Origin of the sequence: Paramagnetospirillum magnetotacticum MS-1, from assembly GCF_000829825.1 — a bacterium.
GTDB classification, from domain to species: domain Bacteria; phylum Pseudomonadota; class Alphaproteobacteria; order Rhodospirillales; family Magnetospirillaceae; genus Phaeospirillum; species Phaeospirillum magnetotacticum.
This window is the reverse complement of record NZ_JXSL01000030.1, coordinates 1,185,023-1,199,023: the sequence shown is the minus strand read 5'-3', so window position 1 is coordinate 1,199,023 and position 14,001 is coordinate 1,185,023. Positions and strand designations below refer to the sequence as shown.

General features: G+C 63.7%; 10 protein-coding genes and 1 riboswitch. Of the genes, 4 read left to right on the top strand and 6 right to left on the bottom strand.

The features are described 5' to 3' along the window. Positions 1-10 precede the first annotated feature (10 nt). From CCC_RS18185 to CCC_RS18165, 5 genes are all read right to left on the bottom strand, one after another. Positions 11-2,029 carry a methyl-accepting chemotaxis protein gene (locus CCC_RS18185; RefSeq protein ID WP_082036667.1) on the bottom strand — a complete coding sequence of 673 codons (2,019 nt, stop codon included), beginning with the start codon at positions 2,027-2,029 and terminating at the stop codon, positions 11-13. 337 nt (positions 2,030-2,366) lie between these two features. Next, positions 2,367-4,790 (bottom strand): bacteriohemerythrin, encoded by a 2,424-nt coding sequence (locus tag CCC_RS18180; protein WP_009870918.1) that lies wholly within the window; start codon positions 4,788-4,790, stop codon positions 2,367-2,369. Between the two features lie 769 nt (positions 4,791-5,559). Then, entirely contained in the window at positions 5,560-7,404 is a 1,845-nt protein-coding gene (gene thiC, locus CCC_RS18175; protein WP_009870919.1) for a phosphomethylpyrimidine synthase ThiC, read from the bottom strand. 55 nt (positions 7,405-7,459) lie between these two features. After that, positions 7,460-7,572: riboswitch (TPP riboswitch) on the bottom strand. A gap of 65 nt (positions 7,573-7,637) precedes the next feature. After that, positions 7,638-8,378, bottom strand: coding sequence for an SPOR domain-containing protein (locus CCC_RS18170; protein WP_009870920.1), 741 nt, complete (start codon positions 8,376-8,378; stop codon positions 7,638-7,640). Positions 8,379-8,640: 262 nt separating this feature from the next. Next, positions 8,641-9,570, bottom strand: a complete 930-nt coding sequence (locus CCC_RS18165) for a LysR family transcriptional regulator (protein ID WP_009870921.1) — start codon at positions 9,568-9,570, stop codon at positions 8,641-8,643. A gap of 93 nt (positions 9,571-9,663) precedes the next feature. Between CCC_RS18165 and CCC_RS18160 the strand changes: the two genes are divergently transcribed. Then, entirely contained in the window at positions 9,664-10,431 is a 768-nt protein-coding gene (locus tag CCC_RS18160; RefSeq protein ID WP_009870922.1) for a DODA-type extradiol aromatic ring-opening family dioxygenase, read from the top strand. A 49-nt stretch (positions 10,432-10,480) separates the two neighbouring features. Then, positions 10,481-10,888: a bacteriohemerythrin gene (locus CCC_RS18155; protein WP_009870923.1), complete on the top strand. Its 408-nt coding sequence runs from the start codon at positions 10,481-10,483 to the stop codon at positions 10,886-10,888. Positions 10,889-10,901: 13 nt separating this feature from the next. Here CCC_RS18155 and CCC_RS18150 read toward each other — a convergent pair whose 3' ends face one another. Further along, on the bottom strand, positions 10,902-11,867 hold the full coding sequence (locus tag CCC_RS18150) for a glycosyltransferase family 2 protein (protein WP_009870924.1): 966 nt from the start codon (positions 11,865-11,867) through the stop codon (positions 10,902-10,904). 160 nt (positions 11,868-12,027) lie between these two features. Here CCC_RS18150 and CCC_RS18145 point away from each other — a divergent pair, with 160 nt between their 5' ends. Then, a complete protein-coding gene (locus CCC_RS18145) occupies positions 12,028-12,387 on the top strand; it encodes a copper resistance CopC family protein (RefSeq protein WP_009870925.1) in 360 nt (119 codons plus the stop codon). Between the two features lie 12 nt (positions 12,388-12,399). Then, positions 12,400-13,989, top strand: coding sequence for a copper resistance D family protein (locus tag CCC_RS18140; RefSeq protein ID WP_009870926.1), 1,590 nt, complete (start codon positions 12,400-12,402; stop codon positions 13,987-13,989). Positions 13,990-14,001: the final 12 nt, after the last annotated feature.

The window sequence follows — 14,001 nt, the reverse complement described above, 5'->3', positions numbered from 1 at the left end:
CCGCTTGACATCAGGCGACAGCCTTATCGTCGCGCACCTCGGACAGGAAACGCCCGACCTCGGCCCGCAGATATTCCGCCTGCCGGGACAAGTCATCGGCGGATTCGTGGATCTGCTCTGCGGCGCCGCCGGTTTCGCGGGCGGCCTGTTCCACGGACACGATATTGCTGGATACTTCCGAAGTTCCGGCCGCCGCCTGTTCCACATTGCGGGCGATCTCGCTGGTGGCCGAGGTCTGCTCCTGGACGGCGGAGGCGACCGAGGCGCTGATCTCACCCATTTCGGTGATCACCTTGGTGATGGCGCTGATGGCGTTCACCGCATTGCTGGTGCCTTCCTGCACCGCCTTGATCTGCTGGGCGATCTCGTCGGTGGCCTTGGCGGTCTGGTTGGCGAGGTTCTTGACCTCGTTGGCCACCACGGCGAAGCCCTTGCCCGCTTCACCGGCCCGCGCCGCCTCGATGGTGGCGTTCAAGGCCAGCAAATTAGTCTGGGACGCAATATCGGTGATCAGGCCCAGCACGTCGCCGATCCGGCCGACATTTTCGGACAGGGTGCGGACCTGATCGGTGGTGAACTGCGCCTCCTGCTCCGCCCGGGTGGAAACCTCGCGCGAGCGCTCCACCTGACGGGCGATCTCGGAGATGGAGGACGACAATTCCTCGGTGGCGGCGGCCACGGTTTCCACATTGGCCGAGGCCTGTTGCGCGGCGGAAGCCACGGTGGTCGCCTGGGCGGCGGTTTCATGGGCGGTGCCCGCCATCTGACTCGACGCGCCCTGCAGCTGGGTCGCCGCCGAGGTCACGGTCTGCACCACCTTGCCGACGCTGGATTCGAAGGTGTCCGCCATCAGGCGCAAGGCCGCCTTGCGCTCGGCGTCGGCCTTGACCTTCTGCGCCTCCTGCTCGGCCTGCATCCGGTCCATCTTCAGGGTGTTTTGCAAAAAAATCTCCATGGCGGCGGCCATGGCGCCGATCTCGTCCTGGCGCTCGCGCGCCGGAATTTCGATGGATTTGTTGCCCTTTGACAACTCGGTCATGGCAAGCGTCATGCCCGAGAGCGGCCCGACGATGGAGCGCGCGATCAGCCAGGACAGGATCACCCCCAGGACCAGGGCGACCGCGGAACCGCTCCAGGTTGCGGTATTGCTGCGCGCCATGCCAGCCTCGGTTTCCGCCTTCTGTTGATCCATGGTCTCGTCCTGGGAATGGACGGTCTGGGCGGCGAGATCGGCGAATTGAGCGGCGATGCCCGCCATGTCCTTGAAGACCAGTTTGGCCAGATCCTGGCTTACCGCCACGACCGAGACGAAGGCGTCGCGATATTCCTTGGCGCCTTTCTCCGCATCGGCGGCCAAACGCTTGCGCTCGGGGCTCCGCAGGCGCTTGACCAGCGCCTCGGCCTCCTCGACGAATTTCGCGGCATTGGCCAGAGCTTGCTGGGCCAGGTTCTCGTTAGGCTCGGCCAGGAATTTCAGGGCGTTGATCCGGGTCAGCATCAGGGCTTCCTCGGCGATTCCGGCCAGGGCGGCGGCTTCGAAATCGCCATCCGCCATGGCGCCCTGCACCACTTCGCTCAATTCCCTGCGAGCCGAGACACCGGCCACATTCAGGCGTTTCTCGACCAAATCTTCCTTGGAATCGCGTAGGGCGGCGACCTTGTTGAAGCCGCTCATATAGGCATCGAACAACGTCTGCATCTGGGCAAGGGACGCCTTGCGGCCCGGATGGGTCGTGTGGGCAGCCGCTTCGGACAGATCCTTGCGCAGACGGGTCTCCGCCGCCTTTACCGCTTCCAGGGCCTTGTGATCGCCCATTTCGGCAAAGATCACCACATTGCGACGGATTTCGGAAAAGCCGCCATTGATCCGAAGCACCCGCTGGGCGTTATCGGAAACATCGGCATAACTCTCCATGCGCGCGCCGGAACTGCCCAACGTGCTGATCGACAACCCGGCCAACGCCACAAGCAGCAGCAGAACCAGCCCGAATCCCACATAAATTCTCGTTGAGACGCCTAAAGCGAGCATGATGAGGCTCCTTTCCGGCATATGAGCCACCAATGATTTGGTAGTACTTATACTTAGTAACGCATATGATTATACCAAGTATCATGCACTAGACTCATTGATCTAATGTCATAGGGAGCCATTCAATTTGTAATTGTGTATGACCTATTGCGATGAAGTTTGTGGCGCATCCCCCCCTGATGACCCGCGAGGGCCCGTCAAAGCGAGGCAGGCAGGTCAATGTGAAAAGGCGCCGGTTTCATCGGCGCCTTTTCACATGGTGGTGTTCGAACGTGACTATGCGGGGAAGATCGCAAGGCCAGGGGGCGGAAGGGACCGGCCTTCCGCCCCGTCAGCGTCAGGCGACGCTCTTCTTGTCCTTCAGGAAGGCCGCGATCTTGCCGTCCTCGTAGTGGATATGATCCTTCAGCCAAGTGGCGGCGAACTGGAACAACGCTCCGCTCGCCCCATCTTTTCCGGCTTCCACCGCCCGCTTGTGACTCTCGAAGGCGTCGAGGAATTCGCGGTGACGTCCGCGATGTTCGTCGATGCCGGGATAGCCACGGCGGGACATCAGATCCTCCTCCTCCTTGAAATGGGGAACGAAGGTGGTGGGAACCAGCGATAGGATGCCCTGGACGGCGACATCGCCATTGCCGCTCATCATCTCGCCGTAATAGCGGTTGACCTGATCGAACATTTCACGGTGATGCCGGTCGATGGACGACTCGCCGGTGTTCAAAGCGTTGTCCCATACCAGGATCTTCATATCGTTCTTGTCGGCACGCACCTGATGGAGGAAACGGCTGACCTCGGCGCGCAGATATTCCGCTTGGCGAGACAGGTCGGTGGCCGATTCGCTGATCTGCTCGGCGGCATGGCCGGTTTCGCGGGCCGCCTGCTCCACCGAATTGATGTTGCTGGAAACCTCGGCGGTGCCTGCGGCGGCCTGTTCCACATTGCGGGCGATTTCGCCGGTGGCGGCGGTCTGTTCCTGCACAGCGGAGGCGACCGAGGCGCTGATCTCGCCCATTTCCGAGATGACCTTGGAGATGGTGTCGATGGCCTTCACCGCATTGCCGGTGCCTTCCTGCACCGCCTTGATCTGGCTGGCGATTTCATCGGTGGCCTTGGCGGTCTGGTTGGCGAGATTCTTGACCTCGTTGGCCACCACGGCGAAGCCCTTGCCCGCATCACCGGCCCGCGCCGCCTCGATGGTGGCGTTCAAGGCCAGAAGATTGGTCTGGGCGGCGATGTCATTGATCAGCACCACCACCTCCCCGATGCGGCCCACATTCTCGGACAGGGCGCGCACTTGATTGGTGGTGTTTTCGGCCTCCTCCTCGGCGCGGTTGGCCACCACCTGCGAGCGTTCCACCTGCTTGGCGATCTCGGAAATGGAGGCGGCCAGTTCCTCGGTGGCGGCGGCCACGGTCTCCACATTGGCCGAGGCCTGGGTCGCCGCCGAGGCGACGGTGGTGGCCTGGGCGCTGGTCTCGTGCGCGGTGCTGGCCATCTGGCTGGACGCGCCCTGCAATTCGGTGGCCGCCGAGGTGACGGTCTGGACCACCTTGCCGACGCTTTCCTCGAAAGTGTCGGCCATATGGTGCAGCGCCGCCTTGCGGTCGGCCTCGGCACGAAGCTTCTGGGCTTCCTGCTCGGCCTGCAGCTTGTCCATCTTCAGGGTGTTTTCCTTGAAGATCTCCATGGCCTTTGCCATTGCGCCGATCTCGTCGGTGCGGTCGCGCGCCGGAATGTCCACGGTCTTGTTGCCCTTGGACAGTTCGGTCATAGCCCCGGTCATGGCCGAAAGCGGCGTGACGATGGAGCGCGCGATCAGCCAGGACAGCAGAACGGCCAGGCCCAGAGCGACGATGGCACCGGTCCAGGTCGCGGCGCTGCTGCGCTCCATTCCGGCTTCCGTATCGGTCTTTTGCTGGTCCATGGCCTGATCCTGGGAGTGGACGGTCTGGTCAGCCAGATCGGCGAACTGGGCGGCCTGGGCGGCCATATCCTTGAAGACCAGCTTGTCGAGGGCATGGGTCGCGGCGGCGACCTGGGCGAAGGCATCGGCATAGGCTTTGGCATTGCCCTCGGCCTCGAGCGCCAGGCGCTTGCGCTCGGGATTGCGCAGACGCTTGGTCAGGGCCTCGGACTCGGCGACGAATTGCTTGATATTGTTTTCTGTTTCCTTGGTGAAGTCGTCCGAGGGATCGGCGAGAAACTTGACGGCATTGAGGCGGGCCAGCATCAGGTTTTCCATGGCGTCGCCCGCCTGGGCGGAAGCCTCGAAGTCACCGTCGGCCTTGGCCGTCTCCATGATGGACGAAATCGCCTTGCGGGCACCAACACCCAACACGTTCATACGCTTTTCGACCAGCTCCATCTTGGTCTTGCGCAACTCGGCAACCTTGTCGAATCCGGCCATATAGGCGGTGAACAGATCCTGCATCTTGGTCAGGTTGGCCTTACGGGTAGGGTCGGTGGTGGCGGCGACAGCCTCGGGAAGGACCTTGGCGATGCGGGGCTGAATCTTGCGGATCTGCTCCAGCGCCTTGGGATCGGCACTGTCGGTGAAGATGATGACATTGCGGCGGATATTGGCGAAATCGCCCTTCAGGCTCAGCACCCGCTGGGCGTTGTCAGAAACTCCGGCATATTTGTCGATCTGGTGCTTCGATGTCCCCAGGGTAAGGATGGACTGCCCGGCGAGCACCAGCAGCAGCGCGACGATCAAGCCGAACCCGGCATAAATTCGTCCAGAGACGTTGAGATTGAACATGATCGACCCCCAAGCGGGCGCGCCTGCCGAATTGCATATGCGCGCCAAATGAAACCTAGGACTTCAGTATTAACCTTAAGGGGCGAGAGTGTAATCCGTACAACTGCATAGTTTTTGATTATTCTAATTTTGTAAAAATGGATATTCCGACCATTTTCACTTCAAGGCGCCGCTAAACGCCATCCCCGGGACCGGGTGTGCTTCAAGCGATCGAGGAGGGGGGGGGCCTTGGCCGCTATTGGCAGCCGAGACTATTCTCGGATGTCGGGCCGACCCGTTGAGACACCAAGGAGACCACGAGAACGTTCCCGTATGCCGTCATGACCGGACCTGATCCACGGCTGTCCTGTTTAAAATTCCATGAGAGCCCCGAATGGCAAAGCCAATGCGGGTTTCATCTGGTCATGGAACACGGATGGACACGGATGCCGCTTCGCGGCCACGAATGATCACGGATTATCAAAATCCCATATGGTCATCCTGGGGCCAAGGTCGGGGAAATGGCCGGAAACAAGAACGTTTCCGTATTAATCCGTGAGCGGTGCGATGCACCGCATCCGTGATATCCGTGTCTCATGACTCCACGTCTGCCGCCTCAAATTAAATCGGACAGCCGTAGACTTGATCCGGGCATCCACCGAACTCATCGCTTCCGAGGATGGTCAGACCGCGCCCAGCCGGTGGCCGGGACAAGCGCCGCCATGGCGGTGGCGGGGCACAAGGGGCGAGACCGGAGCGGCGGGCGAATTCACCGCCGCTCCGTCCCGGATCACTCCGCCGCTGGCTTGGCCTGCTGCTGTGCCTGGACGGGTTCGGTGTGATAGATCTCGGCGCCGTCATGGACGAACTTCTCGCTCATCTCGGCCATGCCCTGTTCGGCGGCGGCGAAGTCGCGCACCTCCTGGCTGATCTTCATGGAGCAGAATTTCGGCCCGCACATGGAGCAGAAATGGGCGAGCTTCGCCCCTTCCGCGGGCAGGTGCTGGTCGTGGAAGGCCAGGGCCTTTTCCGGGTCCAGCGACAGGTTGAACTGATCCTTCCAGCGGAATTCGAAGCGGGCACGCGACAGGGCGTTGTCGCGGACCTGGGCGCCGGGATGGCCCTTGGCCAGATCGGCGGCATGGGCGGCCAGCTTGTAGGTGACCACGCCTTCACGCACGTCCTGCTTGTCGGGCAGCCCCAGATGCTCCTTGGGCGTCACATAGCACAGCATCGCGGTGCCGAACCAGCCGATCATGGCGGCGCCGATGGCGCTGGTGATGTGGTCGTAGCCCGGCGCGATGTCGGTGACCAGCGGCCCGAGCGTGTAGAAGGGGGCTTCGCCGCACAGCTCGATCTGCTTCTCGACGTTCTTCTTGATCTTGTGCATGGGCACATGACCGGGGCCTTCGATGATCACCTGGCAGTCATGGGCCCAGGCCTTGTGGGTCAACTCGCCCAGGGTCTCCAACTCGCCGAACTGGGCGGCGTCGTTGGCGTCGGCGATGGAGCCGGGACGCAATCCGTCGCCCAAGCTGAAGCCCACGTCATAGGCCTTCAGCAGCTCGCAGATGTCCTCGAAATGGGTATAGAGGAAATTCTCCTTGTGGTGCGCCAGACACCACTTGGCCATGATCGAACCGCCGCGCGACACGATGCCGGTGGTCCGCTTGGCGGTCAGCGGGATATAACGCAGCAGCACGCCCGCATGGATGGTGAAATAGTCCACGCCCTGCTCGGCCTGTTCGATCAAGGTATCGCGGAAGATTTCCCAGGTCAGGTCCTCGGCCTTGCCGTCCACCTTCTCCAGCGCCTGATAGATGGGCACGGTGCCGATGGGAACGGGGCTGTTGCGGATGATCCATTCGCGCGTGGCGTGGATGTGCCGCCCGGTGGACAGATCCATGACCGTGTCGGCGCCCCAGCGGGTGGCCCACACCATCTTCTCCACCTCCTCATCCACCGAGGAGGCCACGGCGGAATTGCCGATATTGGCGTTGATCTTGGTGAGGAAGTTGCGCCCGATGATCATGGGCTCGGCTTCGGGGTGATTGACGTTGGCGGGCAGCACGGCCCGGCCGCGCGCGATCTCGGCGCGCACGAATTCGGGCGTCACCTCGTCGGGAATGTCGGCGCCGAAATCCTCGCCGTCGCGGACGATGGCGGCATGCAGTTCGGCCCGCTTCATGTTCTCGCGGATGGCCACGTATTCCATTTCGGGCGTAATGATCCCGGCGCGGGCATAGGCCAGCTGGGTCGGCGCCTTGCCCGGCTTGGCGCGCAAGGGGCGCAAGCCCTGCGCGGCGCGGTCGAACACCGGAACGCCGATCACCTCGCCCGGCTTTAAGCCGTCATCCTCGGGCTTGTGGGCGCGGCCATCGTAATGTTCCACGTCGCCACGCTCCAAGATCCACTGCTCGCGCAGGCGCGGCACGCCCTTGGTGATGTCGACTTGCATGGAAGGGTCGGTATAGGGGCCGGAACAGTCATAGACCCGCACCGGCGCCTCGCCCGAACCCGGCGTCAGATCGATTTCGCGCATGGCCACCCGCACATCGGGGCGCGAGCCCTCGACGTAAATCTTGCGCGATCCCGGCAGGGGACCGGTGGTGATCTTCAGGGTGGTCTCGGACATGGTCGTGCTTCCTCGCTCAAGCGGCGGGCAGGGTCCGGACGAAGGAAAGGCGGAAGCACCGATTGGTTCCGATCCCTTCGCCGGAATGACCCGGATCAGGTTCCAAGGGTCGCCGGCTCTGATGACCGGCCTCTCAGCCCCTCGATCGGGGCTCCCCTTCGGAAAGATGCCAAAGAGTGGGCTTTTCCTTGCCCGGAAGTCAAGCTTTGCAAGACCTTAAAAATCGAATGGCCTCAGCGGGTCCGGGACCAGCACGACATGCCCTTGGCCTGGGCCGAGGCGCAGAAGGCCTCCACCGCCTGGGCCGGTCCCACCGCCACCAGCCGGTACCACAGACCCTTGCCTTCCACCCGGTTGGCGATGATCTCGGGTGTCAGCCCTTTCAGGCGAAGCCGTTTCCACTCCTGTTCGGCGGCGGCCCGGGTGCGGTAGGAACCGATCTGCATGCGCAGGGGCGAGGGTTCCGAAACGGCGGGAGGCGCAGGTGCGGGCGGGGGCGCAGGAGCGGTCTCGGCCACGGTGGGCGCGGGGGTGGCGACGGGCGGAGCCGGCGCGGCGGCCAGACGCTCCAGTTCCGCCTTGGCAGGCGGGAAGCCCGCCTGGGCCGCCTTGCCCAGCCGCTTCAGCCCTTCATCGGGGTCGGGAGGCAGGCCGGGGCCGCCCCTCATATAGAGCATGCCCAGATTGTAGTCGGCGCTGATCACCCCCGCATCGGCGGCCACCTGATACCAGGCGGCGGCGATATGACCGTCGGCTTCGACGCCCAATCCCTGGCGGTAGAGATGGCCCAGATTACGGGCCGCCTCGCCATCGCCCAATTCGGCGGCGCGTTGCCATTGACGGGCCGCCTCGGCATGCATGTCCTCGTGGAACGCCGCCAGACCGCCATAGAAATAGTGATCGCGGATGGTCTGCTCGGCGGGAGGCGTCGCCGAGCAAGCGGCCAAGAGGCCGAGGACGATCACGGACACCATGGAGAGAACATGTCTGCGTTGTGTGCAAGGATTCACAGATGCCATCCGTTGAAAGGAATAACCTGTAATTGAGGGCCCTTTGGGACCTTCGAACGAGTTCCTAGGATGCGGCAATGCCACTAGACCTTACCGATTGGGCGACGTTGTTGGAAGTTCTCGACGGGATCAAGGCTCCGTTTCCGCCCCTGTCCGTTCTGGCGGCGGCGCACCCCCGCGCGGGCGAGAACCTCCGGGTCGTCTCCTTCATGCCCCCGCCCCCCACTCACCGGACGGCCTGCTCGGTCAGTCCCCGGTCCCAATAGGGTTCCGGACCGAACGTGGCCGCCAGATGGTCCACGAAGGCGCGGACCTTGGGCGACAGGTGGCGTCCGTGGGGGTAAACCACGTTGAGGGAGGAATCCAGCGGAACGTATTTCTCCAGCAAGGGCACCAGACGACCGGCCCGGATGCCGTCTCCGAGAAAAAAACTGGGCAGCAGCACGATGCCCAACCCGGCCATGGCCATATCGCGCAGCACATCGCCGTTATCGGAATCGAAGCGCCCCTTCACCTCCACCTGAATCGGCTTGCCGTCCTCACCGGTGAAGCGCCATTCCGAATGAACCCGGCCACCATGGGTCAGGCAGTCATGACCTGACAACTCGCTGGGATGAACGGGGGTGCCGCGCCGCGCCACATAGTCGGGCGACGCCGCCGCCAGCCGCCGGATGGGCGCCAGGCGGCGAACGATCAGGGAGGAATCCGCCAGCCGCCCGATGCGCACCGCCAGATCCCATCCCTCTTCCACCAGATCCACATGCCGGTCGGTGAAGCCCATCTCCAGTTCGATCTCGGGATAGCGCGCCAGAAAGCCGGGCAGGCTTTCCGCCAGATGGCCGATGCCGAAGGACAGCGGCGCGCTGACCCGCAGCCGCCCGCGCGGCACCGCCTGCAGGTGGCTGACCAGAAGATTGGCCTCGTCCAGATCGGCCAGGATGCGCTGGCAGCGCTCGAGATAGGCGCGCCCGGCCTCGGTGGGCGACAGCGACCGCGTGGTCCGGTGCAAAAGGCGGACCCCCAGATCGGCCTCCAGCGCCGAGACCTGACGGCTGATCATGGATTTCGACAGGTTCAAACGCCGCGCCGCTTCGGAGAAGCTGCCGGTCTCCGCCACCCGGACGAAGGCGATGATCGTATCGAAACGCGGATTCATCGATACCTCACAGACAACAATGTGTTGCGATCATCCTGCATTGTTGCGGCCGCGCCGGAAAGCGTATTCTTTCCCCCATCCAAAGGAGAGATCATGGACTTCACCACTCTGTTCCTGTCCCACGGCTCACCCATGATGGTGCTGGAGGATACGCCGACCCGGCGGTTCCTGATGGATTTGGGGCGGACCATGCCCCGTCCGCGCGCCGTGATCTGCGTATCGGCCCACTGGCAGACGGCCGATCCGGTGCTGGGCTTCGCCGCCTGGCCTGACAAGATCAACGACATCTACGGTTTCCCGCCCGAGCTTTACCAGTTGGATTATGCGCCGCCCGGCGCACCCGATGTGGCGGCCTGGGCAGCCGACCGCCTGGGCGCCACCTGCCGCCGCGATCCCGGCGCGGGCATCGACCATTCCATCTGGTCGGTGATGAGCCTGATATGGCCCGAGGCCGATGTGCCGGTGGTGCCCCTGTCGGTGCAGCCCCAGGCTGGCGCGGCGCATCACTATTTTCTGGGGCGCAGGCTGGCCCCGCTGGTGGCGGACGGAATCCTGGTGATCGGTTCGGGTGCCGCCACCCATAACCTGGGGGATTATTTCCGCCGCAAAGTGGCCGAGGCCGTCGAACCCGAAGTGGCGGAGTTCACCTCCTGGCTGGCCGAAACGGCGGAGCGGGGCGATGTGGCGGCACTTTTGGACTACCGCGCCCGCGCGCCCCATGCGGAACACAACCACCCGACCGAGGAGCATCTCCTGCCCCTCTTCACCGCGCTCGGCGCCGCCGCCCACGGCGAGGCCCGGCGGCTGCACCACGACGTGGATTCCGGCATCCTGGCCATGGATGCCTATGGGTTCCGGTAAAGACCTGATTCATGCTAGGCTTGACCGAAGTCAAACAGGGGATCTCGGCATGGCCTATCTGCAGTGGACGGAAAACTTGAGCGTCGGAATCGCGCGCATGGACGAGCATCACAAGAAGCTGGTCGATCTGATCAATCAGGTCTTTGACGCCATGAGCGGCGATGCCTCCGCCGCAGTGGACAGCGTTCTGGCCGATCTGCTGGATTACACCCGCTATCACTTCGCCGAGGAAGAAAAGCTGCTGGCCGCCTGCGCCTTTCCCGACCTGGAGGAGCACCAGGCGGTGCACCGCTCCATGGTCAAGGAAGTGATGGAGATGCGCAGCCGCCACCTTGCCGATCCCGCCTCGGTGACCGCCTCGGAAACCCTGGACTTCCTGTCCAAATGGCTGATGCGCCACATCATCGGCAAGGATCTGCGCTACCGGCCCTTCGCCGAGAACCACTCCGCCATCTGAGGGCTAGGGACGATCAGCCCTTCCCGTCCGGCTCGTAAAGCTGGCGGATGATGAACAGCGGGCGGCCCTTGACCTCGTCGAAGACCCGGCCGAGATAGTCGCCGATGATGCCCAGCGTCAGCAATTGGATGCCGCCCAGAAACAGGACCGACATCAGGGTCGATTCGTAGCCGGGCACGTCGATGCCCCAGATCATGGTGCGGATCAGACGGAAGACGATGTAAAGGAAGGCCAGCGACGAAACCGTAGCCCCGACCCAGCTCCAGACCCGCAGGGGAAAGTTGGAAAACGAGGTCAGGCCGTCGAAGGCGAAGCGCAGGAGTTTCCAGGAATTGAACTTGGTGGTCCCCGCCGCCCGCTCGCCCTGGCGATAGACGATCTCGGCATGGCGGTAACCCACCCAGGCGAAGATGCCCTTCATGAAGCGCGAACGTTCGGGCATCTGGTTGATGGTATCGACCACCTTGCGGTCCATCAGACGGAAATCGCCCACTTCGCGCGGCAAATGCACGTCGGACAGATGGTCGAACACCCAGTAAAAGGCCCTGGCGAACAGCTTTTCCGACAGGGTCTGCCCCGTACGGGCGTCGCGCCGGGCGAAGACCACCTCGAAACCTTCGCGCCACTTGGCGATCATGTCGGCGATGGCCTCGGGCGGGTGCTGCAGATCGGCATCCATGGGTACCACCGCTTGGCCCCGGCTGTGGAACAGCCCGGCCGACAGCGCCTTTTCCTTGCCGAAATTGCGTGACAGGTCGATGACCCGAAGGCACGGCTCGCCTTTTTGCACATCCAGCAGGCGGCCAAGCGTGTCGTCCTTGGACCCGTCATTGATGCAGATCACCTCGAAGGACACGTCCAGCCCGTTCAGCACGGGCAGAAGCCGGCCGAACAGCAGGGCGATATTGTCCCCTTCGTTGTAACAGGGAATGACCACCGACAGGGTGGGAAGGCTAAGCTGGCTGGAAACCGCGGTCATGGATATCCGTCCGGTGTGATCGACGCCTGTAAGCATGGCACCATGGACCGGTTCGGGCAACGCAGCTTTGCAGTAATTCCAGGCTCTGCGGACTTGCCCGCAAAGCTGGTCCGTGGCAGGGTCCGTTCCACATTCTCGACCGCTCCGGGACCTTCGTCCGATGATCAAGTCCGTGCTGTTGCCGCTGATGGTGGCCTTTGGGCTGCTTGCCGCCTCCGAGGCGCGCGCCCATGCCGTGTTGCTGGAATCCACCCCGCCCGCCGAGGCCGAGGTGGTGGGCGACAAGGTGGAGTTCCACCTGAAATACAACAGCCGCATCGATGCCCGGCGGTCCCGCCTGTCCCTCAAGGGACCCGGTGGGGACAGGACCATCGCCCCGCGGCAAGGCGGTAACGAGGCCGAACTGGTCGCCCGCGTCGAGGGTCTGGCCCCTGGCCGTTATACCTTGTTCTGGGACGTGCTGTCAGTGGACGGCCATGTCAGCCGGGGCCAGGTTCCCTTTCTCGCCATCGCGCCGTAAGGGAGGCCTTTCATGCTGACCACTCTGCCTCCCGACATCCTTGCCTTCTTCGCGGTCATCCTGCGCGGTCTTCAACTGACCGCCCAGTCGATCATCCTGGGCGGCGTGCTCTTCACCCTGGGCTTCACCCGGCCCATGGCCATGAAACTGGGCAGCCGCGCCGCTAGCCTCGAGCGCACCGGCCTCGATTGGACCGCCAAGGCGGGCCTTGCCCTGGCCGTGGTGGCGGGCCTGGCCATTTTCGCCACCCTGGCCCAACTGGTGGCGGGGCTGGAAATTCATCCCATGGAGGCCCTGGGCGCCGACTTCGTGCAGTGGACCATGATCATGGCCATAGCCGCTCTGGCCCTGGCGGCGACGGCGCATATGGGCGCCAATCCCGCCCAGGTGCCGTGCATGGCCTTGCTGGCGGTGGTGATCCTGGGCGCGTCGGTGATGTCCAGCCACGCCTTCGCCCGCGTGGAGGAGCGCGATTACTATATCCTGGCCGATGCCCTGCATCAGGCCGGGGCCTCGTTCTGGATCGGCGGCATTCCCTTCATGCTGCTGGCTCTCGCCCGTGTGAGCGAGTCCAAGGACCGCCTGATGGTGGGAATGCGCTTCTCGCATCTGTTCACCGGAGCCGTGGGCCTGTTGCTTTTGGGCGCCGCCATGCTGGCCTGGGGCTATATCGCCACGCCGGGCGCCCTGATCGGCACCGCCTACGGCATCATGACCGGGGCCAAGATCACCTTGCTTCTGGTCCTGCTGCTGTTGGCCGCCCTGAACCGCAAGTCCACCCGTTCCGAGGCCGAGGACAAGGGGCAGTTCCGCCTGCGCCGCTTTGCCGAGGTGGAAATCGGCATCGGCATCACCGTGCTGATGATCGCCGCTTCCATGGCCTCGCAGCCGCCCGCCGCCGACCAGACCCGGCATCAGGCGACCATCATGGAGATCGTCGAGCGCATGGCGCCCACCCGGCCGCCGCGCCTGGTCAGCCCGGATTCGGCCACCCTCACCCAGGTGGGCATGGAACGGTCGGGCGCCACGGAAGTGGCCGACAAGATGTGGTCCGAGTTCAACCACAACTGGGCAGGCATCTTCGTTCTGGTCATGGGCCTGGGCGCCATGGCCAACCGCATGGGCGTGAAGTCGGCCCGGCATTGGCCCTTGCTGTTTCTGGTGATCGGCGGCGCCATCATCATCCGCTCGGACCCGGAAAGCTGGCCCATCGGCCCCAATGGCTTCTTCGAGTCCCTGGCCGACCCGGAGGTGTTCCAGCACCGGGTGGTGGGGTTGCTGCTCTTTCCCTTCGGCCTGTTCGAATGGGCGGTGCGCACCGGACGCCTGAAAAGCGAGCGCGCCGCGCTGATCTTCCCCATCCTATGCGCTGTGGGGGCGGGTCTGCTGTTGGTCCACAACCACACGCTCACCGACGTCAAGGAGCGCTTCCTGATCGAGTTCAGCCATATCCCCATGGGCCTGTTCGGGGTCATGTCGGGCTGGCTGCGCTGGCTGGAGATCAGGGGCAATGGCCGCGCCCGGCAGATTGCCGGCCTGTTGTGGCCGGTCTGCTTCTCCATGGTCGGATTGCTGCTGATATTCTATCGCGAACTGCCGTAACACGGCTGGCGA